The organism is Chitinophaga rhizophila (genome assembly GCF_019492185.1).
Taxonomy (GTDB): Bacteria; Bacteroidota; Bacteroidia; order Chitinophagales; family Chitinophagaceae; genus Chitinophaga; species Chitinophaga rhizophila.
Genome location: NZ_JAICCF010000004.1, coordinates 258,120 through 283,376, shown reverse-complemented (window position 1 = coordinate 283,376; position 25,257 = coordinate 258,120). Strand labels below are relative to the sequence as shown.

Genomic DNA, 25,257 nt, shown 5'->3' with positions numbered 1-25,257 from the left:
ATGGAAGTCCGGAAAATAAAAAGAGGCTGCATCTTTCGATACAACCTCCCTGGAATAAGCATATAGTATCAGTTAACCTTCCTGGTCAATCCGCATACCTTCTTTTATCTCGTCATTAGCATTGGCGATCACCTTTTCATCCGGCAACAGCTTTCCGAAGATTTCGGTAGAATCACTATGGTGGTTCCCCTCCTGTACGTCTATCCAGCGGGTCTGCCCATCTCTTACAGCCACGACATACTTTTTCTCGGTGGATGTGACAATGGCACTGGAAGGAACAACCATTGCCTGTACGGAGCCGGTTACCGGCACAGATATTTCGGCGTACATACCTGGTTTGAGCAGGTGCTGGTTATTAGTGACATCGACCTCCACAGCTTCAGACCGGTACCTGTTACTCAGTGATCCCGCCTGGCGGCTGATATTACCGGTAAATACCTTTCCAGGTAATGCATTTACATGAAAACTTACCTGTCTGGTGGCTGACAGCTGCGCACTATATACCTCCGGCACCTGTACTACAAGACGCAGCCTGTCTTCCTGTTCCAGCATCAGCATAGCGCCTGGCTCCATTCGTGCGCCTGGTCCCACCAGTGCACCGGGATGTATATTTCTTTCAGTAATGACGCCGTCAAAAGGGGCGGTCACCGTCAGGTAACTACGGGTAGCTTCCAAAGCCCGGAAGTTAGCCAGCTCACTATTCATAATGGCGCTGTCTGCCTCCATTCTTGCATTAGCTACCTCCACGTCATGTGCAGAGATAGTACCAGGAGTTTCACTTACTGCCAATGTACGTTCGTAATTATCCTTCGATGCGGCAAAGACAGCTTTTGACTGCAGGTATTTGGACTGTGCGGCGAAGTATTGCTGTATGATCTCCGGCGCTTCCAGCGTGATGAGTACCTGTCCCCGTCTTACAGCAGATCCGCGATCTACATTGACAGTCTTCACAAACCCGTTCACCCTTGGATAAATGCTCACCTTCTGGTAGGCTTCCAATACAGCAGGCAGCTGTATGGTCGAGGAAAGCGGTTCACGGACTACCGTAGTCAGTTGGTACTTTCTGCCTTTGCTGTCTTTCACAGCAGGTTTCTGCTTTGGCTTTGATTCATGGCAGGCGGTGATCATCACGCCTGACAGTGCTATAATGAAAAGGTACTTATACATGGATATCAGCAATTTTAGGTTGGTCAATATTGTTTTCAGGCAGCAGCGAAGGGTCTTCATAAGAAGTCTTACGTTGCATGGCAGCATATACCAGCGGCAGGATCAGCAGGGCTGCTATGGTAGAGGCTATCAGTCCGCCGATAACGGCTCTGCCCAGTGGAGCTGTCTGGTCTCCCGATTCACCCATACCAGTAGCCATGGGTATCATACCTGCTATCATGGCTAGGCTTGTCATTAATATGGGGCGTAAGCGCAGACCGGCACTGGCAACAGCGGCCCGGTAAGCGTCTTTATATTCCAGCCGTAGTTTCTCGGCATTAGTCACAATAAGGATAGCATTCGCCACAGATACACCCGTTGACATGATCATCCCCATGTAGGATTGCAGGTTAAGCGTTGCGCCAGTGAGCAATAGCATCATCAATGCCCCTCCAATTACGGCAGGTACGGTTGTCAATACTACAATACTGAGCTTAAAGGACTGATAATTAGCAGCCAGCAGGAGGAAAATCACAACAATTGCCAGCAACAGTCCGTTTTGAAGACTACCGAGGGTTTCTGTCAGCAGACTTGAACTACCCTTTAATTCCACTTTTAAGCCCTTTGGCGGCTCTCCCATGTCATCGACAGCCTTTTGTACCACGCTGGTAGCTGTGCCTAAATCCTTGTCTTTAATGTTTGCACTCACTGTTATATACCGTCTTGTACCTGCACGGTCATATTCACCTGGCATTTCACTGTTGGAGAAGGTGGCTACATCCCCTAATACTGGTCTGGCCTGTCCTTTGACCAGCGGGATCTCTTTTAGATCGTTGATGGTCTGCATGATATACTCCGGAATCTGTACCTGCACCTGGTAAGTGTAGGCTACCTTCTCATCCAGCCATTGGTTCTTTTCAGTAAACCTGCTGGATGACGTGGAGGCAGTCACCGACCGGGCCACCTGGTACATGTTCAATCCCATCTGGGCGACCTTGAACCTGTCAATATTGATTTTGATTACCGGGTAATGAAGCGGTTGCGCTATCTGCACATCCCGCAGAAAGTCTACATCTTTTAGCCGGTCTACCAGGTCATTGGCATATCCTTCGATCTGTTTCATGTCTTTTCCGGCCACTCTTACTTCGATAGGTGTAGCTGCCCCCTGCGCCATGATCTTCTCAGTCATATCCACCGGCTCAAAACTTACCCTCATTTCAGGCATATCTTCTTTTATGACTGCTCTGAGACGGTCCTTTAGTTCTTCGATATCGACCTTATAGTCTTCATTCAGGTTTACCTGTAGTACCGCCTCGTGGGTACCGCTATTGAAGATGTACAGATTACTGGTACCATAACTACTGGGTATTAACCCCACATACCCCGAACTGATGGCTACATTACCCTGAACGGTACTGTCTATGAGTTGTAATACCCGGTGTACCTTTTCTTCCGTTCTTTCCAGACGTGTACCGTCGGGTTGCTTTAGTCTTACCTGGAATTGTCCGGTGTTGACATGCGGCATAAGGTCTTTCCCAATGATGACAAATCCCAGGGCTGCAATCCCCAAGGCCAGTACCAGGTAAACGCCTATAACAAGACCAGAGCGCTTGCCTAACCATTCCACCACTGCTACAAATCTGTTCTTAAATCGCTCAAAACCACCTTCCTGCTGATGTTGATGGCTGAACTTGTCTTCCTTCAGCCACCAGTTGGACAGTACCGGCACCAGCGACTGCGCCGCGAAGTAAGATGCTATCATGGCAAAACCGATAGACAGGGACAGCGGGAGGAACATAGCCCTGGGCACCCCAGTCATGATAAATGAAGGTGCAAATACCGCGAGGATACACAGGAGTATCAGCAGCAACGGAAAGGCTATTTCCTGACTGGCGTCATAGATAGCCTGCCGTTTGCTCTTTCCCATTTCCAGATGCTGGTGGATATTCTCGATTGTGACCGTAGCCTGGTCTACCAGTACCCCTATCGCCAGGGCAAGTCCGCTTAACGTCATCAGGTTAATAGTCTGACCTGACAGGTATAGCCCCAGTACGGCCGCAAGAATAGCAATAGGTATGGTAATGACTACTACAAGACAGCTGCGCAGGTCTTTCAGGAAGAGCAGCACCATCAAGCCAGTTAATAATGCGCCTAGCATACCTTCCGTCAGCAGACTTTTGACAGCGTTAATAACAAATATTGACTGGTCAAATTCATAGCTCACCTTTACATCGTCGGGCAGTAGGCTTTGCATTTCTGGTAGCCGCTCTTTCAATTGTTTTACCACATCCCACGTAGAAGCGTCTGCAGTCTTCACTACCGGGATATACACAGAACGTTTACCGTCCACAAGGGCGTAGTCTACCGTAACATCCGTTCCATCAGATACCCTGGCAACATCCCGTACAAAGACAGTGGAACTACCGTTGGTAGTGATTGGAATGTCGCCAAAGTCCTGCACTTCTTTCTCAAGAGAGTTGATGGTGGTCACGTACATCGTATTATTGATACGAATATTACCGGAGGGCGTCATGACGTTATTTTTGGCGATAGCTTCTACCACCTCGTCTGCATTCATATTATAGCTGCGTAGTCTGTTAGGATCTACATTGACGATTACAGAGCGGGAGTTAGCGCCGAATGGCGGCGGAGCAGATAAACCGGGTACAGCGCCGAACATTGGTCTGACACGTGTATTAGCCAGGTCGTAGATATCTTTCAGCGAGCGGTTGGGACAACTGAATACCAGCTGGCCTACCGGCAAGGAGGATGCATCAAATCTAACCACCTGTGGCGGCAATGCTCCCGGCGGGAAGAACTTCATGGCCCTGTTCACCTGCAGGGCTACCTGGGCCGAGGCTTCCGCCATATTGGTATTCTCGTAAAAAGAGAGCTTGATCATGGTCAGGCCCTGAATATTCTTACTGCTGATGTTTTTAATACCGTTCACATACAGGAACTGGTCCTGGAGACGGGTAGCAAAAAATCCTTCCATCTGCTGGGGCGACATACCGCCATAAGGTTCAATTACGTAGATGGTTGGCAGATTGAGCTTCGGGAAGATATCGATAGGTATATTGACAACTGCCAGCACGGAAAAGAGGAACATGCCAATCGTCAATACGACAACAGACAAGGGCTTTTTCAGTGCACTGGTAACTAGAGACATAATAATCGTTTTAGAGGTTATTGCATACGTGCCTGTTCCAGCTGTTGTACCAGCTCGTTGATAGCATTGGCGGCGAAGGCCTGTGTAAACAAGGCCTGCCATGCAGCATTACGGGTTTGCACCATATCTGTTTCGGCACGGTTTAGCAGGTACAGGGCATTGGTCACTTCGATAATATTGGTCAGCCCTCCTTTATAAAGCGCCATCTTCTGCAACGCTGCAGCCCGCGCAGCGTTAAGCTGGGCAGGCATTTCCTGTAGCTTATCGAGTGCCGTGTGAATGTTAAGCTTTGCCTGCTGCAGACTGTTATTGAGAACAGCCTGAGTAGTTTGTACCTGTTCTGCAGCCGCTTTTGTCTTCAATCGCTGCTCCCGCACCCTGTCGCGGGTATGACCAATATCTGCGAGGTTATAGGTAAGGGCCAGTCCTGCGAGATAGTTATAGCGGCTGTAATTCAGCCCCGTCCATAGATTCTTATTATAGATATCATCAAACTGGCCACTGGAACCTCTCATCCAGCCTGCGGCCAGTATAGAGACCTTTGGCAGGGCAGCTCTGCGGATCACTGCTTCATGCTTCTGCTGTTGTAGTAATATACCATTATGGTATTGGAGTACCGGGTGTGAAGCGGCCACAGTAGAGGTATCCGTAGTAGCGGCCAGTAAGGCGAGCAGTCCGCTGTTATAGAGTGTATCCGGCTGAATGGCGCTGGTATCCAACCCGGTAAGCATACTCATATGCAGGCGTACGCTCCGGTAGCTGTTCTGTATATCCAGGTAGTTGAGTCTTGCTTTGGATAGTTCTGCCGCAGCAATGGAGCTGTCTACCCCCGGTTTTAGTCCGTGTAGTACTATTGCCGTTACAGCCCGTTGTACGGAGCGGGTACGCTCAATATTATCTTCCTGAATCTTCATGAGCGCTCTGTATTGCAGCATGCCGAGGTAGTCACGTACAACGGCAGACATCAGGTCATTAGCAGTAATGTCTGCATCCATACCAGCCACCTTTTGTTGCTGGATCGCTTCCTCACGCTGGGTGCGGTAGGCTCCGAAATTGTACACTTCCCACTGTACCTGAGCCATAGCGATATTGCCACTCATTAGATCACTTTTGTTAGCCGCGCGGATACCTCCGGATGTGGATGGGATTGTTCCTAACGGGAAATAGGAGCCGTAGAGACCATTATCGGTACCAATAGTCGTTTCTTCCACAAGCCTGACTGCCGGCCACCAGTTATGGCGCACGTCAATAGTATGCGCCTCGCCGGCCTTTGATAAGGTCTTTTTCGCTTTTAACGACGGATAATGTTCCAGCGTCAGGGCAATAGCCTGCTGGAGGGGCAGACTATTCCCTGTTGTTTGTGCGCGGACATGCAGAGGCAATCCTGCCGACAGGCAAAATAATAGCCTCCACATCCCGGCAGCATGTTTTTTAATCATAGCTGACAGATGTGTTAAATCACCACAGGCGGGCACCTGCGGTATTAAATAAGATTACATTGAAAAGAAAGATGAGATCAGGCTACCGGAGGCCCACGCCAGTCACTGATAGTGACGGCTACACTGATATAAGACTCTTTATACCCTTTATACTGAGGTTGGATATATAACAGTACTGTCTTAATACGGATACTAGCTACAAACAGGCATAACTCATGGAAGTCGTTGAGTGCTTTCGTCCGTGTACGATACTTGCGAATGGTATCGTTCAGCGAATAAATGGCTGCCTGCCGCTTAACAAGATTGCTACCGGTCGTATGAACATGACTGCCGGCTGTTGGACGTAAGACTGTCTGGGAATCTGAAGACGTAAACGGACTCTCTCCCTGCAATGTCGGCAGGAGGAATACACATGAGAGGAATAATAAAAGCCGTTTAAGCTGTTTCAAATTGAGACCCGTTTATAGTAATACATCCGCAAGATATTTAAACATTTTTATAATGCATAGGTTCCAGGCACGTTTTAATTGAATTATAATGCCGCTTTAATGTGGACCGTAGCAGGTATCAGTATCTTTGTAGTATGAACTGCCTGATTATCGACGACAACAAACTGGCCCGCACTGCCATGAAACAGTTGGTCAGTCATGTAGACCAGCTGACAGTAGCCGGGGAATGTGCCAGCGCTATTGAAGCCTACAATATCCTGCAAAAGGAGAGAATTGATCTGTTATTGCTCGATATTGAAATGCCAGGAATGGACGGACTGGAATTAACACGCAATATAGGTAAGCAAGGTCCTGTCATCATCTTCACTACCGCCAAAAAAGACTATGCTATCGAAGCCTTTGAACTGCAAGTAGCAGATTACCTGATTAAGCCTGTAACACCAGCACGTTTTATTCAGGCCATTGAAAGAGTGAAGGAGTTGCAGCAGGCAGGCATCAGAACATTACAGGATACTGATCCGGAATACCTCTTTATCAGGGATAGCGGCATCCTCAGGAGGATTAAACTTGAGGACATCCTGTACCTGGAAGCAATGGGCGACTATGTAAAGCTCCATACTGCACAGCAGTTTCATACCATACATTCAACGTTAAAAGCTATTGAAGAAAGGCTGCCGGCAGCTAAGTTCATGCGTGTACACCGCTCATACATTGTGGCGTTAGATATGATTAATGCAATAGAAGATGGGGCAATTGTAATAGGTAAGCATATAGTACCTGTAGCAGATGCTTATAGAGGGGCTTTTAATAACCGGCTTAAACTCCTTTAGCACGGCCTATACCATATTGCCTTAGGTATGATTGCTGCAATTGAAGACAGCGCAATTGTCATGGATAGGCTCATCGTGCCAATAGCACCTGCACACATAAGAGCTTTTAGTAACCGGCTTAAAATCCTTTAGCACGGCCTATACCTTATTGCCTTAGGTATGATTGCTGCAATTGAAGACAGCGCAATTGTCATGGATAGGCACATCGTGCCAATAGCAACTGCACACAGAGGACTTTTAGTAACCGGCTTAAACTCCTTTAGCACGGCTGGTGTCCTATCCTTGAATATGAGTTATGGCATAGAAGGTAGCGTCATGGGTAGGCACATAGTGCCAATAGCACCTGCACACAGAGGAGCTTTTAATATGTGATTGATGCGATAGTAGATGGGTAATTGTGATGGATAAGCCAATTGCAGATGCATGTAGTCGGCCTCTAACAACAAGCTTAAGCTGCTTTAATCGCTGTAGGGTGTAAGTAGATGAAGCGTATCATATACAACAAATATGAACTCAGGTTTAACTTTGTTATATATGATACGTTTCATTTTTATTTTAACTGTTCCAGTGTTTGCGTTAATCGGGTAATTGCCTTCGCAGCTATAGAGATTTGTGCTTCTGCCTCTTCCCAATTGCGCTGTTCAATGGCCTCCCGGATGCCAGGCATTGTCTTCACACCGTATCCTGTATAGAAGCCCGGTGCATAGATCACATGTTTATACCAGGGCCTGTTTGGCAATCCTTCCTGGTGTAGTAACTGCTGTTCGGCCTGATACAAAGCCTTATTCAGTGAGTCACGTCGTGCTGTAGGAAGCTGACTATTACCAGTGCGTTGCAGCTGGTGGGCAGCCTTATCAAGTGCAGCTAACGCATTCTGAAGCCTGGAGAAGTCAATGTAGGGTACCTCTGACTTTGTAGCTGGTGCTTTTAATGGTTTGCTGGCGTCTCCTGCTAACTGATACGCTTTACCACTGATAATCTGGTTTTCAACGGCCGTACTTTCCCGCAATTGATCAGTCATAGAGATTAGTTCGCCAGTATAGTTGGCAATAGTCTTGCTAAGACTCCGGAAGTCAAATGGTAATATGTCAGCATCTGCCAATCGCAATGCAGCATGACCGGCAACTTTTGACAAGGCTACTCCATATTCAAATCCTGGGTCTTTAAAGCGGGAATAGTTTTCATAGGTGTCATAAATAGAATGGTACTCCCCTCCTGCACCTTCGCCCCCGAAACCGATATTCAGTGAAGGTATACCCAGGTGTTGCAGGAAAGATGAATAGTCCGAACCTGATCCCAGCGCACTGATGGTCATATCTTTCTTAGCGAGTATGTCCTTCTTCGCTTTAGTTGTCTGGGCAGAGACTACATCTGCTGCCTGTTTCCTTTCAAAAAGGCTGACTTTAGTCTGCGGATCAGAGATACCCTTAGCAATCTCTCCTACAAAGGGTTCTAATGCGTGCGAACCACCTACTCCAAGGAAGCCCCGGCTATTACCATCTGAATTAATATAAGCCACAGCCTTCTGTTGTAATTCTGTTGCATGCGCTTCTACCCATTCAGTAGATCCCAGCAAACCTGGCTCCTCTCCATCCCAGGCAGCATATACAAGTGTTCTTTTCGGCTTATATCCTTTCTTGGCTAATTCGCCAATAGCCTTTGCTTCTTCCAGTAAAGCAGCAAGTCCACTCACCGGATCAGCGGCTCCATATACCCAGGCGTCGTGGTGATTGCCTCGTATCACCCACTGATCGGGATATTGATTGCCTTTCATTGTAGCTATTACGTTATAAGCCGGTACCATCTTCCAGTCGAACTCCAGTTTCAGGTGTACTTTCGCCTTTCCTGGGCCGATGTGGTAAGTAAATGGCAGCGCTCCTCTCCAGCTCTCAGGTGCTACCGGGCCTGCTAATGCTTCGAGTAAAGGAGCTGCATCATGATAACTGATCGGTAATACCGGTATTTTAAGCAGATTTGTAGCTGCTGACCGTTCCAGTCTTTGGGCATTTTCAGTTGCTCCCACGCCTGGTGTTAAAGGATCTCCCGGATATATCACCATATCCATAATAGAGCCTCTTTGCACGCCATATTCGCTTTTATACGGGCCTACGGGATATACATCCCCCTGATAGTACCCGTCATCTTTAGGATCGGAGTAAATGAGCGTACCAATTGCGCCATGTTCCTGCGCCACCTTCGGCTTAATGCCTCTCCAAGAACGGCCGTATTTCGCAATAACAATCTTGCCTTTTACGTCTATACCGAGTCTTTCCAGATACTCATAATCTTCTGGCAAACCGTAGTTTACAAATACCAGTTCTCCGGTAACATCTCCATCTGCACTCCATGCATTATAACTGGGCAGCTCATCGGGTTGCCCCGTGCTGGGGTCTTCTTTCAACGCGGGTTCCTTCAACACTGCTTTATAACCTGCAGGATAACTTGCTTCCAGCACCCTGGTGCGGGGCGTAGGAAACAATACCTGGTATGTTTCCAGCTTAGCATCCCACCCATAGGTTTTGAATTGCTGCAGGATATTGTCGGCTACCCACTTGTCTCTGGGTAATCCGAGATAGTGTTGTTTAGCCGAGAGTGTTTTGATGTTGTTCCCAATTGAGGAGGCACTCAGTGATTTATCAAACCGGGCTTCTAATTCAAGCTGCTGTTGTGCATGCTCGCCGGTGAATCCACTCAGCTTTTGCTGAGCGTATACGCCATGCATTAGCAGAAACAGGGTAATACTGCAGGTAGTTTTCTTTACACTCATTGTAGTAGTGACGATTTATTTTGGGCGACATTAATGTCTGACGATGGCGGTGGTCAACAAATATAGTATATCCCGCCGACACTTCCTCCCCTTCCACCGACAGTTGCTGCCTCCTGGTCCAAATATCACGCAGGGTGACTCTGTGGTATATACCTTTGGTAAAGAAACTACGAACAACGATCCGATATGCAATACAAGTATTTGCTTCAGGCTGTCGAAAGAATCTTTAGCATCGGAAGAATGAGTTTAACGTGGGAATCAAAGTGTGAGGGTAACAGGGAAGCAACGAGCAACGAAGTTAAGTCTCAGACATGTCAGGATCTATGCGCACGAGTATTTGCTTCAGGCTGTCGAAAGAATCTTGAGCATCGGAGGAATAAGTTTAACGTGGAAATCAAAGTGTGAGGGTAACAGGGAAGCAACGAGCAAAGAACTTGGGTCTCAGACATATCAGGATCTATGCGCACGAGTATTTGTTTCAGGCTGTCGAAAGAATCTTTAGCATCGGAAGAATGAGTTTAACGTGTGAATCAAAGTGTGAGGGTAACAGGGAAGCAACGAGCAACGAAATTGGGTCTCAGACATGTCAGGATCTATGCGCACAAGTATTTGCTTCAGGCTGTCGAAAGAATCTTTAGCATCGGAAGAATGAGTTTAACGTGGGAATCAAAGTGTCAGGGTAACAAGGAAGCAACGAGCAACGAAGTTAAGTCTCAGACATGTCAATATCTATGCGCACAAGTATTTGCTTCAGGCTGTCGAAAGAATCTTTAGCATCGGAAGAATGAGTTTAATGTGGGAATCAAAGCGTGAGGGTAAGAGGGAAGCAACGAGCAACGAAGTTGAGTCTCAAACATGTCAGGATACTAGTGTTCTGCTGTCGATTCGAAAGGTGAAGCATATGATCATTGGCTGATTTCGGAATCTCGAGATGAAGCCTAAGGAATTTAGCCGTGGGGTAAATATTGCATACCCGGCGCTGATAGCACAAGTCGCAGATATGTTAAAAGACTGTCCTGGGGCGTGCTCAATTAAAGAATAAACATAATAGACAACAGAATGCTCAGAAAGGCTCAAGTACTTAACTGGTCTAACTCACCTTCAGAAGTCTCAGCGGGAGTACTGAGAATGGGATACGCAACTTCCTACAGTGTCTGACTACAGCACCCAAGGACTTCTGAGACCAACCGCCAACTCAACTACCACAGTAACATAGTAAAATAAAATAGTTAATCACAAACAAAAACAAATTATCATGAAAAAGTTAGGAATGCTGATGGCTGCTGCCATGATCTTTGCAGGTACCGCTACTTTTGCCGCTACGCCTGTACATAACGCAAAAGCAAAAAGCACTACTGCTCATACTACCACTAAACCTGCAACTGCAAAAACAGTAACCATTACTGCGAAACAGGAGAAAGCAAAAGCAGCACCTGCGACTCAAACAAAGAAGATGCATAAAAAACACGCTACTGCTAAGAAGACTGCTGCCAAAAAGTAAGCCGGCCGCTTCAAAGACTTAGCCTTTGAAACTTTACAACTGTCTCTCTAAATAACGTGCATTCATCGCTACTGATCGCTTTCCGTCGGCAATCCGGAAAACACCACGATTATAGTACATGTACACTATCAGTAGAACGCTGTATGTGATCGGGCAAGCTGTGAGAGATCCGGAAAATACCAAGACTATAGTAAATGCACACTATCAGTAGAACGCTGTATGTGATTGGGCAAGCTGTGAGAGATCCGGAAAATACCAAGACGATAGTAAATGTACACTATCATTACAACACTATATGTGATTGGGCAAGCTGTGAGAGATATAGATTTGGTGAATTGAATGACGGGTGACGAATGAACATCATTCGTGATTCGTCATTCGTTTATTAAAGACTAGCGATACCTGATATACCTCGCTTATCCATACATAACGATTAATTCGTAAATTTAGTAAAAGCCGCACTATGCAGCCAAAGCTGATCAAATACTATCTGCTGGGCCTGTTTATTATAGGTCTTGCACTATTCATAGTGTTGCAATTCAATTCTGCCCAGAACATCCGGCAGCTGATTTCAGGGAATGAAAAACTACTTGATGAACTCAACGTCAAAAACGAACTACAGCAACTACAAACCAATATAGCCAAAACCGACAGCAAGGTCCGGGGTACTATTATATCTCAGGACACCCTGAATATCACCGGTATTGAAGCAGAAGTTGCTATCATCAGAGGTGATCTGGCAGAGATTAATAAACTGGTATTGAATGACAGTACCCAGAAACTACTCACCCAGCTGAATTACCTGGTTAATGAAAAGAATAACTTCAATATTGCCGTATTAGACAGCTTTTATGGTAAAGGGAAATGGTCTGCCGAAAGAATGCTGAATGCCCAGAAAGGTAAACGTCTTGGTGAAGCCATTAATGTTGTACTACATGCGCTTGACAGCACACGACAGACGGAAGTAAACAGAACGACCTATCTCATAGATACCAGCGGACAAAAAGCCCTGAACTGGGGCACTGTAATGCTCTTCTTTGCCTGTCTGTCCAGCCTACTGTCTTTTATCTATATCACCAGTCGTATTTATAAGCAGGAGCAGCTAATAGAAGCGCTTGACCACTCGAGGCAGCAGGAAAAGAAACTTACTGTTGTAAAAGACCAGTTCCTGGCAAATATGAGTCATGAAATACGCACGCCCATGAATGCAGTGCTGGGGTTCACACACTTATTGCAACAACAACCCATGAACGCCTCTTCCCGTGAATACGTCACCGCTATTCAACATGCCGGCGAAAACCTCCTCGATATTATCAATGATATACTCGACATTTCAAAAATAGAATCAGGTATGATGCGCCTGGAGCCAGTGTCTTTTAGCTTACGTAGCGTGCTGCACTCGCTCGAACTAATGTTTCTGCCAAAAGCCAGGCAAAAGCAATTGGACTTTTCTGTACACGCTGATAGTGAGGTGCCGGATATTCTCTATGGTGACGCCATGAGATTGACGCAGGTACTGGTCAACCTGACTAACAACGCTATCAAGTTTACTGCGCGCGGTGCTGTGCAGGTAAAGGCGGCCCGTTTATCAGACAATGGTGATCACCTTCGATTGGCATTTACCGTCAATGATACTGGTATAGGCATTGAGCCAGATAAACTGTCTTCTATCTTCGACAGGTTTAGTCAGGCGGAAGCTGATATTACCAGGAAGTATGGTGGTACAGGACTCGGACTAACCATCGTTCGCCAACTCGTAGAACTACAAAACGGGCAGGTGAATGTAAGCAGTCAGCCGGGAAAAGGAAGCACCTTTACGGTCATCCTGCCTTATACCACAGGTGAGCTGGTGCCAGATAACGTAGCCAACATCTCCAATCAACAGGACCATGTTGCTCTTACACCACTGCCTGATATCCGCTTGCTTGTAGTTGAAGACAACCGCATGAATCAACACCTGCTGCGGCACTTACTGAATAACAGGCAACTGCATTACCAACTGGTCAGTAATGGACAGGAAGCCCTGCTGGCACTATCACAGGCACACTTTGACCTTGTATTGATGGATATACAGATGCCTGAAATGGACGGCTATACTGCTACTACTAAAATCCGGGAGGAGCTACACTCCAAAATACCGGTTATTGCTATGACTGCCCATGCCATGACCGGTGAAAGAGAGAAATGCCTGCAAGCAGGTATGAATGAGTATATCGCTAAACCAATAAGGGAAGAAGAACTGTACCGGCTAATACGGTTTTTTACAGGTAAAGGTAATATGCCGGAGCAATTGATTGAACAATATCGCCATCACCCCTATACTGTCAAACCGGAACCTCCCCTGGTGAACCCGGAGTACCAACAACAACTCTCCGGGAGTGACAAAGCGTCTGAACAGGATACGCCGCAGCAATTGGTACAACAATATAACGATCACCCTTCTGTCAAACCGGAACCTCCCCTGGTGAACCCCGAGTACCAACAACTCTCCGGGAGTGACCACGCGTCTGAACAGGATACGCCGCAGCAATTGGTACAACAATATAACGATCACCACCCTATTGTCAAACCAGTACCTTCCCTGGTGAAACTTGAGTACCTACAACAACTATCCAGGGGCGACAAAGCGTTTGAACAGGATATGCTGGCGCAATTCGTGACACAACTACCCGAAGACCTGACCCTGCTTAAAAAAGCAATTAATGATGGTAATGTAAAGGCGATACGTAGCGCGGCACACACGCTGAAAACAACTGTCTCATTTATCGGGCTGGAAACGCAGTTATACCCCCCGCTGGCATCATTGGAACAATTGGAAGATAATTACAACGCCAATATGGTTACTGATCAGTTTAATCTACTGAGAGATGTGTGTATCAAAGCCTTACACGAGGCGCTGCAACTGCTGATTTAGCCCGACTTCATTTCACGCCTTTTCAACGATAACTGCTCCTCTTTCACCGAAACACTTTCAATCAGCCTTATTCAAGCGGTACCTTTACTTTAGCAAACGAACAATAATTATCTCACAAACAAACCGCTAAAACCAAAGATCATGAACGTAAAAAAAGGCCTTATTGCTGCAGCAGTATTGATGAGTATCAGCGCAGTAACTTTTGCGCAAACGGCCAAACACCATACTAAAAAAGCAAATGCTAAGACTGAGAAAACTATTGCAGACAGCACACAATCACATAAAACACATAAACCTGTTGCTAAAAAAGCTGCATAATAGCCTGACTCAACAGCAGCATTCATAATGAGGTTGTCTCAATGTCGGATTGAGCAGCCTCTTTTCCTTTTTAATAGTCCTGGTAAAGGTTAATACAATGTCCTGTCTCCTTTGATCTGCCAGTCCTTGAATACAGCGGCTGCAGCCTCTGAAGGAAAAGCTATAAAGGGTATTTTCTTGTCAGTATGTGGCACCTGGATCTCTTTGTAGATAAATGAGTCATCAAAGTCAATGGCGGCAGCATCATCCTTTGTATTTGCATAATATACGCGCTGCGGTCTGGCCCAGTATATCGCCCCAAGGCACATGGGGCAGGGTTCACAGGAAGTATAGATTTCACAGTCATGCAACTGGAAGGTATTCAGCTTTGCACAGGCATCACGGATCGCTTCCACTTCTGCATGTGCAGTCGGATCATTGTTGGATAATACCTGGTTCCAGCCCCGCCCTACAATCTCCTCTCCTCTCACTACTATTGCACCGAAAGGGCCGCCGTCACCTTTCTCCATTCCCTGACGGGACAATTCTACCGCCATCTGCATAAACCGTTTTTCTCTTTCTCCAATCATAAATGTCGCTTTGTACCAAAAATACAGAAAATTGACGCGTTCGTAAGGCAGGGAGCCAGAAACGCCAATAAAAAACCCGGATAAAGAATTACCCGGGTATTCGTAACTGTATATCGTCGTATTTGTATAGAATATTTTATTTATGCACCTACCGTATGATTGTTTCTTACTACTACCACACCATCAAACACGTCAATCAATACCGGTTTAGTCTTATCAATATCGCCTGCCAGTATCTTTTTACTCAGCAGATTAGTGATCTCTTTCTGAATCAATCTTTTGAGCGGTCTGGCCCCGAATTGAGGGTCGTAACCTTGTGTTGCCAGATAGTCCAGTGCATAATCAGAAAACTCCAATATCATGCCATTTTGCGCAACAAGGTCCTTTAACTGCTGCAACTGAATGTTAATTATTCCTTTAATTTCATTGCGCAGCAATGGCTGGAACATAATCACCTCATCTACACGGTTTAAGAACTCCGGACGTATAGTCTGCTTCAGTAAATTCATCACTTCCACCTTGGTTGCATCCACAATATCTTCCCTGTTTTCATCGTCAATCCGCTCAAAGTTCTCCTGTATAATCTGGCTACCCATATTGCTGGTCATGATGATAATGGTATTCTTGAAATTCACCACCCGGCCTTTATTATCTGTCAGGCGACCGTCATCCAACACCTGCAGCAGGATATTGAACGTATCAGGATGCGCTTTCTCAATTTCGTCCAGCAGTACCACGGAATAAGGCTTCCTTCTCACAGCTTCCGTCAGCTGACCACCTTCATCATACCCTACATAACCCGGAGGCGCACCTACCAGACGGCTTACTGCGTGTTTCTCCTGGTATTCACTCATATCGATACGCGTCATCATAGAGTCGTCATCAAAGAGGTACTCGGCCAGTGCTTTGGCAAGTTCTGTCTTACCTACACCGGTAGTACCCAGGAAGATGAACGAGCCTATCGGACGTTTAGGGTCCTGCAGGCCGGCCCGGCTTCTGCGGATAGCGTCAGAAACTGCTACAATGGCTTCCTCCTGACCTACCACACGTCTGTGCAGCTCCTCTTCCAGGTGCAGCAGCTTTTCTCTTTCACTCTGCAGCATTCTTGATACTGGTATGCCAGTCGCCTTCGCCACATTTTCTGCTATGTCTTCTGCATCTACCTCTTCTTTCAAAAGCCTTTTGTGGTCGGCAGACATCTCATTGAGTTCTTCCGTATATCTGGCAATCAGCTCTTCCTGCTCTTTGATCTTACCATAACGGATCTCTGCTACCCTGCCATATTCACCATTACGTTCTGCCTGTTCAGCTTCCAGTTTCAGGTTCTCTATATCGCCTTTGGCGTTCTGCAGTTTGTCTACCTTTTCTTTCTCTGCCTGCCACTTCGCTTTGAACGTACTGCGTTGCTCACCCAGACGGGCTATTTCCCCATTCAGCTCACGCAGCTTGTCTTCGTCATTCTCACGCTTAATCGCCTCCCGTTCAATCTCCAGCTGCCTGATACGGCGCTCCAGCTCATCCAGTTCTTCCGGCATAGAGTTCATTTCAAGGCGGAGTTTAGCCGCGCTTTCATCTATCAGGTCAATCGCCTTATCCGGCAGGAAGCGATCCGTAATGTAACGGTGAGATAATTCTACTGCAGCAATGATCGCTTCGTCTTTAATTAGTACATGGTGATGGCTTTCGTAGCGCTCTTTCAGACCACGAAGAATAGAAATAGCGTCTTCGACGTTAGGTTCATCAACCATTACTTTCTGGAAACGGCGTTCCAGCGCTTTATCTTTCTCGAAGAATTTCTGGTATTCTGTAAGGGTGGTTGCTCCTATGGCACGCAGTTCACCACGTGCCAGGGCAGGCTTCAGGATGTTGGCAGCGTCCATAGCACCTTCCATTGCACCCGCGCCTACGAGGGTATGGATTTCGTCAATGAAGAGTACCAGTTCTCCATTGCTCTCGGTTACCTCTTTAATCACCGATTTCAGTCTTTCCTCAAACTCACCCCTGTATTTCGCGCCGGCCATCAGTGCCCCCATATCCAGGGCATAGATCGTCTTGGATCGCAGGTTCTCAGGTACATCTCCATTGATGATACGATGTGCCAGACCTTCGACAATCGCTGTCTTACCTACACCCGGTTCTCCCACCAGGATAGGGTTATTCTTGGAACGGCGGGACAGGATATGCAGGGTTCTGCGGATCTCCTCATCACGACCGATCACCGGATCCAGTTTACCGGCACGGGCCAGTTCATTCAGATTCTTTGCATACTTCTGCAAAGAGTTATACTGTGTATCTGCTGTTTGCGAGTTCACAGTACTCCCTTTACGCAGATCTTTAATAGCTGCTTTCAGTCCCTTTTCCGTCAGACCGGCGTCTTTCAGCAATTTTGCAGTATCATCACTGCCGCCCAGAATACCCAGTAACAGGTGTTCTACACTGACAAATTCGTCCTTAAATTCCTTGATAGCAGCGCCAGCTCTGAGCATGGCGTTATTGGCATCACGGCTTAAGACCTGCCCAGCTTCTCCTCCGGAAACGCGAGGGTATTTCTTTATTTGATCTTCCAGCCTTGAAGACAGGAAGTTGACATTTATATTATTCTTCTTAATTAAATAGTCGATTGCACTGTCCTGGTCTTCAAGCAGGGCTTTCAGCAAGTGCCCTGTCTCAATGGCCTGTTGGTGCCCATTGAACGCCAGCTGCTGCGCCTGTTGCAGTATCTCCTGCGATTTAATAGTGAAGTTATTCAGATTCATATACAGTTTATTTTCTCCTTTTTTCGTCTTCTAAACGTTGTATAGAGAATAACAAATCATGATCCAAGGTTAATATAGCGGCATTTTGTCATAAAAAAAGGTACCGGACTGCTCTTTTTTCAGCTTTTCCGGTACCTCCCTGCAATTATTGCATATTTTACTTCTTTACCAGTACTATTCTGCTCCTGTCAGCCTTGTACATGCTATTATAAAACTTTACCAGCTCCTCATAAGACCCGGCAGGATACATACCTCCTCTGTGGTCTATGGAACGGATGTATATAATCGTATTTCCTTCCAATACAGTACTGGACGTATACCGGCCAAACGGACTCTGTAAAGTCACCGGTTGGGGCATCGTCTCTGCACTATAGCCATCTGGAATAGTAATCTTTACCGAGTCTATATCCCGGTAGGAATAATGCAGGTAAATATCTGACTGCCGGCTTGAATCGGATGACAACCTGCCTGCTCTTTTATTTAGCAGATTAGGCTCTATAAACATGCGTTTACCCGTTACGGTAGCGTAGTTACGTGCACTGATCCCGATCTGCTCATCAATGAAGGGCAGCAGAGATTTCTGCTCTTTCCAGTCATAACGCTGTACATCATAACTGGCAAATAGACCTGCTTGTTTCAGCTTTTCAATGATCTTATCCTTTGTAAGCTGATTCACCCTGCTGTGCAGGTCGTCTTGTTGCAGGCCGGTATACCGGGTCACCGCCTGCAAGGTCATATCTCCTGACTCCTCCACCTTTGCATCGATAGTACGTACCTGCTGATTCTGTTCCAGTGTATACGCAGGTGTACGGATCAGTTTTCCGCCTTCTTCATTATACATCAGTACTGACCTGTCAGCTGTAAACTCTCCCAGGTAGCCTACAGGAGCCGTATTTGAAGTACATTCCAGCCAGGTGGTATCCTTCCCTCCCGGCACACACACTATCACATGGTTAAACCGTGAAGACGGGAAATCTGCCCGGGTAACGTCATTGTTGTTATCACCGGCATATACCAGCGCACAGGCAGATCTGATACCTGCTTCTTTCAGCAGTGCACACATATAGTTGGATAATGCTTTGCAATCCCCATATCCCTTCGCAGCCACATAGCCAGCATCGAACGTCTGCCAGCCGCCGATACCCAGCTGAATACTGATATACCGCGTATGTTGTTGCAGGTAATGATAGAGTTTAGTGATCTTCTCTTCCCTGGTCAAACCGTCTGTCAGCTGATGCACTGTCTGTTTTACATTGTCAGGCAGCACATCTCTGCCCTGATTCAGCGTGTACATAAAACGGCCGTATTCCTCCCACGTATTGCCATTACCTTTGTACTGCTGCATTTCTATAACAGAAGGACCCAGCAGTACCGCCGTCGTCCGGGACGTCCACCGGGTGGCATAGGGTTCGTTCGCTGCTGCACACCGGTTCTTTATTTCCCAGGTATAAGTGCGGTTGCTGCCATCGTCTGACGTTACCGGGTTGCCGCTGTAGTGAGTTGCATGATAGCGCAGGGCGTAGTCCTTTGGTGCGACCACCACCAGCTTACTCTGTTCTACAGCAATAGATTCGTCATACTGTGGTATCCAGTCGGGAAGGTAGAAGGTATGGTTGTAACGTATTTCAACTTCATATTCCACCGTATGCGGATAGGTATTATGAAAGAAAGCGTGTCGTTTGATACGGTCGTCTGTTGTCAGCGATTCCGCACCTGTACCACTGAAGTCCTCAATATCGCTTTGTTTGAGCTTCTTTATCTGTGTGCCTAACATGTCATACAGCGCGCCCCTGATAGAACGGATCTCCGTCAGTTTATCATACCCCTGTATCATCCGTGCATACCGCTCGCCTTCTGCATCTAACACGGTCATAACATAATGCCTGGTAACGCGTACGTCTTTAGGATCAACAATCCTTACAGTGACTTCCTCCATTCGTTTTACGACATGGGCGTACGTTTGCAGAGAATCCGCTATGGTCAGTGCAGGATATATAGGATCGCCGGCCAGCGCAGGCATAGCGGCCAGCAGACTGCTTATGAATACAGCTATTGCGGCGCTATATTGCTTTTGTAATAATGAAAACATGGATTAACTTTTTCTTTTCAGTACAATCTGTTCTGACTGTTTCTTAACAATCATGTCAAAAAAACTGCGCAGTTCAGGATATTCACTTGGTGCAAATACTGCCCTGCTCAGTTTTATCCGTGAGCGGAACTGAATAGCGTTATCGCTTTGCTGGATGAGATACTGGAATACGCCTTCTGTCTCATTCAGTTTAACCACGGCAGATTGCGGCAGCTCTTCCACAGTGTACCCATCAGGAATGGAAAGGTTCAACGTATAGCTTTCGTCAATCACGTGCGACATTTCCACCGGATAAAAACGCTCCTGTGACTGGAAAGGGTTTTTAAGGGTAGCTTCATTAAAGAGTGGATTAATGTACATCATCCCTGATTCATCGGGCTTCAACTCAAAGTCATATTTTACAGTAAGTGGAGTTTCATTATCATCCATATTCTCTACTTCTACTTTGCTGATGCTGGCGTCTGGGCCAAAGTCTTTTTCGCGGCGCTTGAAATAGGTTTCTTTATCCTGATCTTTCAGACTGGAACGCATCGCGCAGGACTCAAAATAAGTAGGAATCTGCTGCAATGTTCCTTTCAGACCACCACCATCTGTACCCATCGCCATCACATAGGTACTTTTCTGTTCCACCAGTTCATCTGGATTAAAGTACACAGGAATAGGCGTAGCACCTCCCCCTTTCAATAAACGTGCATGCCCATTATAGCAGGATGCATTCAGACGGCCAAAGCCCAGGTATGGCAGGGAAGCATCCAGGAAATACGTCAGCGTATCTACCGTCAGCGCGGCAATAGTATAGTTGAAACGTTCAACAAGCGGGTACAGCTCGTGTGTAACGCCATGATCGCGGGTACTGAGGATAACAGGATCTGCCTGCAGTTTTGCACGGCGTAACATAGCTACCAGCAGCAGGTTCAGGTCAGTTTCATTACCGTTGTGCGATGAAAAGACAGATTTCAGGGTTTTAGTCATCAGCAGGCCGCTGTGCTGGGTGCATGTAAAGTTCGTCCGCACATAGTTATAGATGCGGCGCGCTTTGGCGGTATCGTCCTTCAAGCCGTCCGTCAACTGATCTACTACATCTCCCAGGAAGCCATTATTGTTTGTCAGGTCAGCCCCGAAGTTGTCTCTTTTATACATTTCCTCTGCAAACTTCTCCCAGGTAGAGAGTATGGGTTTAACAGGGGTATGAGGGTATTTCAGTGCTGATAGCTGAAAATCTATTTTAGTAATGTGATTGCTCAGTGAGGTAGTATAACTTTCTTCTTTCAAAGCAGGAATATTCTCCGCTGTCCAGACGTGCCTGGCTGTATTCAGGTCCATACTGTAATGCTGTGCAGTAGACGTCGGCGTTAGCGCATAACTCAGGTTGAACGTCTGCCTGTCAGCCTCTGTCTTTTGCTTCAGCAGCCCGTTAACGTCCTGCTTCAGGAACACGAAGTCATAGATCTCGGGAATGTTCACCGTGTATTCACTCAGCAGCACCGGATATTCGTCCTGAAACTTCCAGCCTGACAGATCAGACTCAAACGGCGAATTAATAGAATAGGTATACTCGATGATGGTACCTTCTTTTACAGCTGGAATAGTAAACTTCTTCTCCGTGTAGTTCTTCATCATCTTTTCAGAGAACACACTTTTGCCTTCCATCCTTGTTTCCACTACCTTTCCATCTACCAGGTTATAGGCGGACGCTCTGACATTGAGCAACTTTTCTTCCACAGACCCTCTGTGGTAGAGGTAAACATTGACGGTGGCTTCGTCGTAGGCGTTCTTATCGACAATCTTCACCCGCTTGAACTTCTTAAATACCAGGTGGAGGTCTCCACCGTCGGCTTGATAGTCAGATGACCCGATGTCTGCCAGTACAACGGCATGTGCGGAAGTGTCCTTCTCGAATGTGGTGGCTTTAAAGTCTTCTGCCGTAATTTTCCCGAACTTCACTTTTGACTGTGCAAATGCTGTACACGATATAAGGCACCCGACCAGCAGGTGTAGTGGGGCTACAGTAAAACTGATACGCATAAAGGATATAAGGATTATTTTTTATTGAAGTTAGTGAAAATCAATATTCCAAAGCTTGCTATAGCAAACTTTTATTTTTACGTAACTTGCAACCGCTCATGGATCTAAGGGGAACATATACGGCTTTTATTAAGAAACACGCGGCGGAACTCGGCTTCGATCATTGTGGTATTGCGCAGGCAGTACAGCTGGATGATGATGCCCGACGGCTGGAGAAGTGGTTACACCAGGGTATGCATGGTTCCATGCACTACATGGAAAACAACTTCGACAAGCGTATTGACCCCCGCAAGCTGGTTGACAATGCCCGCTCTGTGATCACCCTGCTGCTGAACTATTATCCACAGGAAACCCAGCGGCCTGATGCACCAAAGGTCTCCAAATATGCTTACGGACATGACTATCATGAGGTGATCAAAGCGAAACTGAATACATTATTGGCGCGTATGCAGGAACAGTTCGGAGCCGTAAGCGGCCGCGGATTTGTTGATTCTGCACCTGTACTGGAAAGGGCCTGGGCACAGCGAAGTGGTTTAGGATGGCTGGGAAAGAATGGTAATCTGATCCACAAACAGGCAGGTTCTTTCTTTTTTATCGCCACCCTCATTACTGACCTGGAACTGGAGTACGATGGGCCTGTGGGAGACTTCTGCGGCTCCTGCACGCGTTGCCTGGATGCCTGTCCTACCGGCGCGCTCGTTGCGCCGGGTGTAGTAGATGGCAGCCGTTGTATCTCCTACTTTACCATAGAGCTGAAAGAACTGCTGATCCCTGATAAGATGCAGGGCCAGTTTGATAACTGGATGTTTGGCTGCGACGCCTGCCAGGATGTATGCCCGTGGAACCGGTTTTCCAAGCCTAATAATACGGTTGAATTTACCCCTATCCCCGAGATCCTTAACTTCTCTACGAAGGATTGGGAAGAGCTGACGGAAGAGGAATTTAAGCGCATTTTCCGCCGTTCTCCTATGAAAAGATCCAAGTATGCCGGCATTCGCAGAAATTTGCGCTTTGTTAACAGTTAGCTGGTTTGCATTATTCCTCCTTTTTAGTACTTTGTTAGTCCCAATTACCATATGCCATCATCTGTCTTGCTAAAGGACGTATTATAAACGATCATTTCTATGGAAGTTAACGTATTAACTGCGCCAGGTCTTTATGGCTCAGGGCCATTGCATTGGCAAACCATCTGGGAGCATACTGCCGGCATTAAACGCATCCACCAGCAGGACTGGGACCGTCCGGAGATGACGGAATGGGTGAAGACCATCGAAGCCGCTGTTGCCAAGGCGGGACCAGATGTAGTCATTGCCGCGCATAGCCTGGGATGTATTGCCCTGGCACACTGGGCGCAGCAAACGCGCCTGCGTATCAAAGGTGCATTAATGGTAGCGCCTGCAGATGCAGAACGTCCGGGATTCCCGGTAGCTGCCCGTGGCTTTGCTCCTATCCCGATGTCTGCATTGCCCTTTAAGAGTATTGTAGTGTCGAGTACAAACGATCAGTATGCCAGTCTGGAAAGAGCGCGGTCTTTTGCTGATGCCTGGGGTAGCCGTTTTGTAAATGCCGGAGAAAAGGGGCATATCAATGCTGATTCTGATCTGGGGGAATGGCCGGCTGGTCAGGTGCTGCTGACGGAGCTGGTGAGGGACTGGCACACATTATAAAATAAAAAGCCATCCCGCACGAGGCGGGACGGCGATTGTTATTCCACGTCATCATTGGCTTTTTCAGCCACTATTGATCTAAAACTTATTTGAAACCTTTCATCAGATAGTAGGCATCGTTCCAGCGTAATTCATTGCGGAACTGATACAGATCGGTGTCTTTACCAATCTTTACATACTCGATGCCTGCCATATCTGCAAAGTCCTGCATGTGCGCTGCTGTCAGGTTCTGACTATAGCAGGTATGGTGTGCGCCACCGGCCTGAATCCAGGCAGCACAGCCGGTACGCATGTCCGGGTATGGCTTCCACAGTACTCTCGCTACCGGCAGTTTCGGCAGGTCCTGGATCGGCGCTACTGCCTCTACTTCATTCACCAGCAGCCTGAACCTATTACCCATATCAATAACAGAAGCATTGATGGCCGGTCCGCCGTCTACATTAAATACCAGTCTCACCGGATCTGCCTTGCCGCCAATACCCAGCGGATGTATCTCACAGGATGGTTTACCACTGGCGATGGAAGAACAGATCTCCAGCATATGCGCACCCAGTACCAGCCTGTTATCCGGATCAAAATGATAGGTGTAGTCTTCCATAAAGGAGTTACCTCCCGGCAAACCGGTACCCATTACTTTCATGGCTCTTACCAGGGCGGCTGTTTTCCAGTCTCCTTCGCCACCAAAGCCGTACCCGTCTGCCATCAGACGTTGTACTGCAATACCCGGTAGTTGCTCCATACCATGCAGGTCTTCAAAAGTATCAGTGAACCCTTTGAACTTACCTTCTTCCAGGAACGCGCGAAGGCCCAGTTCTATACGGGCTGCTTCGAGCAGGGAGGCATGTTGTGCGCCCCCTTTCTGCAGGGAGCTGCCCAGCGTATAACTATCCTGGTATTCCTGTACCAGTGTATTGATCGAGCTATCGCTGATGTCTTTAATATATTTCACCAGGTCGCCGATACCGTAACCATTTACGGAATAGCCGAACTGTAACTCTGCTTCTACTTTATCACCCTCTGTTACAGCCACCTGTCTCATGTTATCACCTAGACGTGCAAAGCGTGCGCCCTGCCAGTCAAACCAGCCGGCAGCTGCACGCAGCCATGCGCCAATCTCTCCTACTACATCCGGATCCTGCCAGTGACCAGCAACTACTTTACGATCCAGGCGCATTCTTGACATCATGAAACCGAACTCGCGGTCGCCGTGTGCGGACTGGTTCAGGTTCATAAAGTCCATATCAATATCTCCCCAGGGAATGTCGCGGTTGAACTGCGTATGCAGGTGCAGCAGCGGACGTTGTAATACCTTTAACCCACCGATCCACATTTTGGCCGGAGAGAAGGTATGCATCCAGGCAATGATACCGATACAGTCAGGCGCTGTATTAGCTTCCTGGCAGATGCGATAGATCTCGTCAGGCGTTTTCACCACCGGTTTAAATACGATACGTACTGGTATATTGGCTTCATTGCTGAGCGACTGCGCAATCTTTTCAGCATGCGCCGCTACCTGCTTTAAAGTTTCTTCTCCGTAAAGATGCTGGCTACCTGTAATGAACCAGGCTTCAAATTGCTTCAACTGTATCATGCTGTTGGAATTTATTGGTGATGAACT

Annotated in this window: 16 protein-coding genes; 6 read left to right on the top strand and 10 right to left on the bottom strand. The window is 47.1% G+C overall.

From position 1 onward, the window contains the following. Window positions 1-72: 72 nt before the first annotated feature. The 4 genes from K1Y79_RS21240 to K1Y79_RS21225 all read right to left on the bottom strand — a co-directional run bounded on the left by K1Y79_RS21240 (window position 73) and on the right by K1Y79_RS21225 (window position 6,203). Window positions 73-1,167: an efflux RND transporter periplasmic adaptor subunit gene (locus K1Y79_RS21240; protein ID WP_220252204.1), complete on the bottom strand. Its 1,095-nt coding sequence runs from the start codon at window positions 1,165-1,167 to the stop codon at window positions 73-75. Beyond that, a complete protein-coding gene (locus K1Y79_RS21235; protein WP_220252203.1) occupies window positions 1,160-4,315 on the bottom strand; it encodes an efflux RND transporter permease subunit in 3,156 nt (1,051 codons plus the stop codon). Before K1Y79_RS21235 ends, K1Y79_RS21240 begins: the two co-directional genes overlap by 8 nt. A gap of 17 nt (window positions 4,316-4,332) precedes the next feature. Then, the gene (locus K1Y79_RS21230; RefSeq protein WP_220252202.1) at window positions 4,333-5,754 is read right to left on the bottom strand and encodes a TolC family protein; all 1,422 of its coding nucleotides are present in this window, start codon (window positions 5,752-5,754) and stop codon (window positions 4,333-4,335) included. A gap of 77 nt (window positions 5,755-5,831) precedes the next feature. After that, window positions 5,832-6,203, bottom strand: a complete 372-nt coding sequence (locus K1Y79_RS21225; protein ID WP_220252201.1) for a hypothetical protein — start codon at window positions 6,201-6,203, stop codon at window positions 5,832-5,834. 134 nt (window positions 6,204-6,337) lie between these two features. On the opposite strand from K1Y79_RS21225, the gene K1Y79_RS21220 reads away from it, so the two are divergent. Next, window positions 6,338-7,033 carry a LytR/AlgR family response regulator transcription factor gene (locus tag K1Y79_RS21220; protein ID WP_220252200.1) on the top strand — a complete coding sequence of 232 codons (696 nt, stop codon included), beginning with the start codon at window positions 6,338-6,340 and terminating at the stop codon, window positions 7,031-7,033. Window positions 7,034-7,583: 550 nt separating this feature from the next. Here the strand turns inward: K1Y79_RS21220 and K1Y79_RS21215 are convergent. After that, on the bottom strand, window positions 7,584-9,800 hold the full coding sequence (locus K1Y79_RS21215) for a transferrin receptor-like dimerization domain-containing protein (protein WP_220252199.1): 2,217 nt from the start codon (window positions 9,798-9,800) through the stop codon (window positions 7,584-7,586). A gap of 1,255 nt (window positions 9,801-11,055) precedes the next feature. On the opposite strand from K1Y79_RS21215, the gene K1Y79_RS21210 reads away from it, so the two are divergent. From K1Y79_RS21210 to K1Y79_RS21200, 3 genes are all read left to right on the top strand, one after another. Beyond that, a complete protein-coding gene (locus K1Y79_RS21210) occupies window positions 11,056-11,301 on the top strand; it encodes a hypothetical protein (RefSeq protein ID WP_220252198.1) in 246 nt (81 codons plus the stop codon). A gap of 463 nt (window positions 11,302-11,764) precedes the next feature. Beyond that, on the top strand, window positions 11,765-14,215 hold the full coding sequence (locus tag K1Y79_RS21205) for a hybrid sensor histidine kinase/response regulator (RefSeq protein WP_220252197.1): 2,451 nt from the start codon (window positions 11,765-11,767) through the stop codon (window positions 14,213-14,215). Window positions 14,216-14,356: 141 nt separating this feature from the next. After that, window positions 14,357-14,533: a hypothetical protein gene (locus tag K1Y79_RS21200; protein WP_220252196.1), complete on the top strand. Its 177-nt coding sequence runs from the start codon at window positions 14,357-14,359 to the stop codon at window positions 14,531-14,533. A gap of 89 nt (window positions 14,534-14,622) precedes the next feature. Here K1Y79_RS21200 and K1Y79_RS21195 read toward each other — a convergent pair whose 3' ends face one another. The 4 genes from K1Y79_RS21195 to K1Y79_RS21180 all read right to left on the bottom strand — a co-directional run bounded on the left by K1Y79_RS21195 (window position 14,623) and on the right by K1Y79_RS21180 (window position 21,972). Next, complete coding sequence (locus tag K1Y79_RS21195; RefSeq protein ID WP_220252195.1) at window positions 14,623-15,102, bottom strand: nucleoside deaminase; 480 nt, start codon at window positions 15,100-15,102, stop codon at window positions 14,623-14,625. Window positions 15,103-15,242: 140 nt separating this feature from the next. Next, a complete protein-coding gene (gene clpB / locus K1Y79_RS21190) occupies window positions 15,243-17,858 on the bottom strand; it encodes an ATP-dependent chaperone ClpB (protein ID WP_220252194.1) in 2,616 nt (871 codons plus the stop codon). Window positions 17,859-18,015: 157 nt separating this feature from the next. After that, the gene (locus K1Y79_RS21185; RefSeq protein ID WP_220252193.1) at window positions 18,016-19,947 is read right to left on the bottom strand and encodes a DUF3857 domain-containing protein; all 1,932 of its coding nucleotides are present in this window, start codon (window positions 19,945-19,947) and stop codon (window positions 18,016-18,018) included. Between the two features lie 3 nt (window positions 19,948-19,950). Next, complete coding sequence (locus K1Y79_RS21180) at window positions 19,951-21,972, bottom strand: DUF3858 domain-containing protein (protein WP_220252192.1); 2,022 nt, start codon at window positions 21,970-21,972, stop codon at window positions 19,951-19,953. 98 nt (window positions 21,973-22,070) lie between these two features. On the opposite strand from K1Y79_RS21180, the gene queG reads away from it, so the two are divergent. Both queG and K1Y79_RS21170 read left to right on the top strand, forming a co-directional pair. Then, on the top strand, window positions 22,071-22,997 hold the full coding sequence (gene queG, locus K1Y79_RS21175) for a tRNA epoxyqueuosine(34) reductase QueG (protein ID WP_220252191.1): 927 nt from the start codon (window positions 22,071-22,073) through the stop codon (window positions 22,995-22,997). 99 nt (window positions 22,998-23,096) lie between these two features. Then, complete coding sequence (locus tag K1Y79_RS21170) at window positions 23,097-23,639, top strand: RBBP9/YdeN family alpha/beta hydrolase (protein WP_220252190.1); 543 nt, start codon at window positions 23,097-23,099, stop codon at window positions 23,637-23,639. A gap of 85 nt (window positions 23,640-23,724) precedes the next feature. Here K1Y79_RS21170 and araA read toward each other — a convergent pair whose 3' ends face one another. Next, on the bottom strand, window positions 23,725-25,230 hold the full coding sequence (gene araA, locus K1Y79_RS21165) for an L-arabinose isomerase (protein WP_220252189.1): 1,506 nt from the start codon (window positions 25,228-25,230) through the stop codon (window positions 23,725-23,727). Window positions 25,231-25,257: the final 27 nt, after the last annotated feature.

Coding starts and splice junctions, on each gene's coding strand:
- queG (WP_220252191.1), top strand. CDS start 22,071: ATGGATCTAAGGGGAACATATACGGCTTTTATTAAGAAACACGCGGCG.
- K1Y79_RS21200 (WP_220252196.1), top strand. CDS start 14,357: ATGAACGTAAAAAAAGGCCTTATTGCTGCAGCAGTATTGATGAGTATC.
- clpB (WP_220252194.1), bottom strand. CDS start 17,858: ATGAATCTGAATAACTTCACTATTAAATCGCAGGAGATACTGCAACAG.
- K1Y79_RS21215 (WP_220252199.1), bottom strand. CDS start 9,800: ATGAGTGTAAAGAAAACTACCTGCAGTATTACCCTGTTTCTGCTAATG.
- K1Y79_RS21205 (WP_220252197.1), top strand. CDS start 11,765: ATGCAGCCAAAGCTGATCAAATACTATCTGCTGGGCCTGTTTATTATA.
- K1Y79_RS21180 (WP_220252192.1), bottom strand. CDS start 21,972: ATGCGTATCAGTTTTACTGTAGCCCCACTACACCTGCTGGTCGGGTGC.
- K1Y79_RS21230 (WP_220252202.1), bottom strand. CDS start 5,754: ATGATTAAAAAACATGCTGCCGGGATGTGGAGGCTATTATTTTGCCTG.
- K1Y79_RS21220 (WP_220252200.1), top strand. CDS start 6,338: ATGAACTGCCTGATTATCGACGACAACAAACTGGCCCGCACTGCCATG.
- K1Y79_RS21210 (WP_220252198.1), top strand. CDS start 11,056: ATGAAAAAGTTAGGAATGCTGATGGCTGCTGCCATGATCTTTGCAGGT.
- K1Y79_RS21235 (WP_220252203.1), bottom strand. CDS start 4,315: ATGTCTCTAGTTACCAGTGCACTGAAAAAGCCCTTGTCTGTTGTCGTA.
- K1Y79_RS21185 (WP_220252193.1), bottom strand. CDS start 19,947: ATGTTTTCATTATTACAAAAGCAATATAGCGCCGCAATAGCTGTATTC.
- araA (WP_220252189.1), bottom strand. CDS start 25,230: ATGATACAGTTGAAGCAATTTGAAGCCTGGTTCATTACAGGTAGCCAG.
- K1Y79_RS21240 (WP_220252204.1), bottom strand. CDS start 1,167: ATGTATAAGTACCTTTTCATTATAGCACTGTCAGGCGTGATGATCACC.
- K1Y79_RS21195 (WP_220252195.1), bottom strand. CDS start 15,102: ATGATTGGAGAAAGAGAAAAACGGTTTATGCAGATGGCGGTAGAATTG.
- K1Y79_RS21170 (WP_220252190.1), top strand. CDS start 23,097: ATGGAAGTTAACGTATTAACTGCGCCAGGTCTTTATGGCTCAGGGCCA.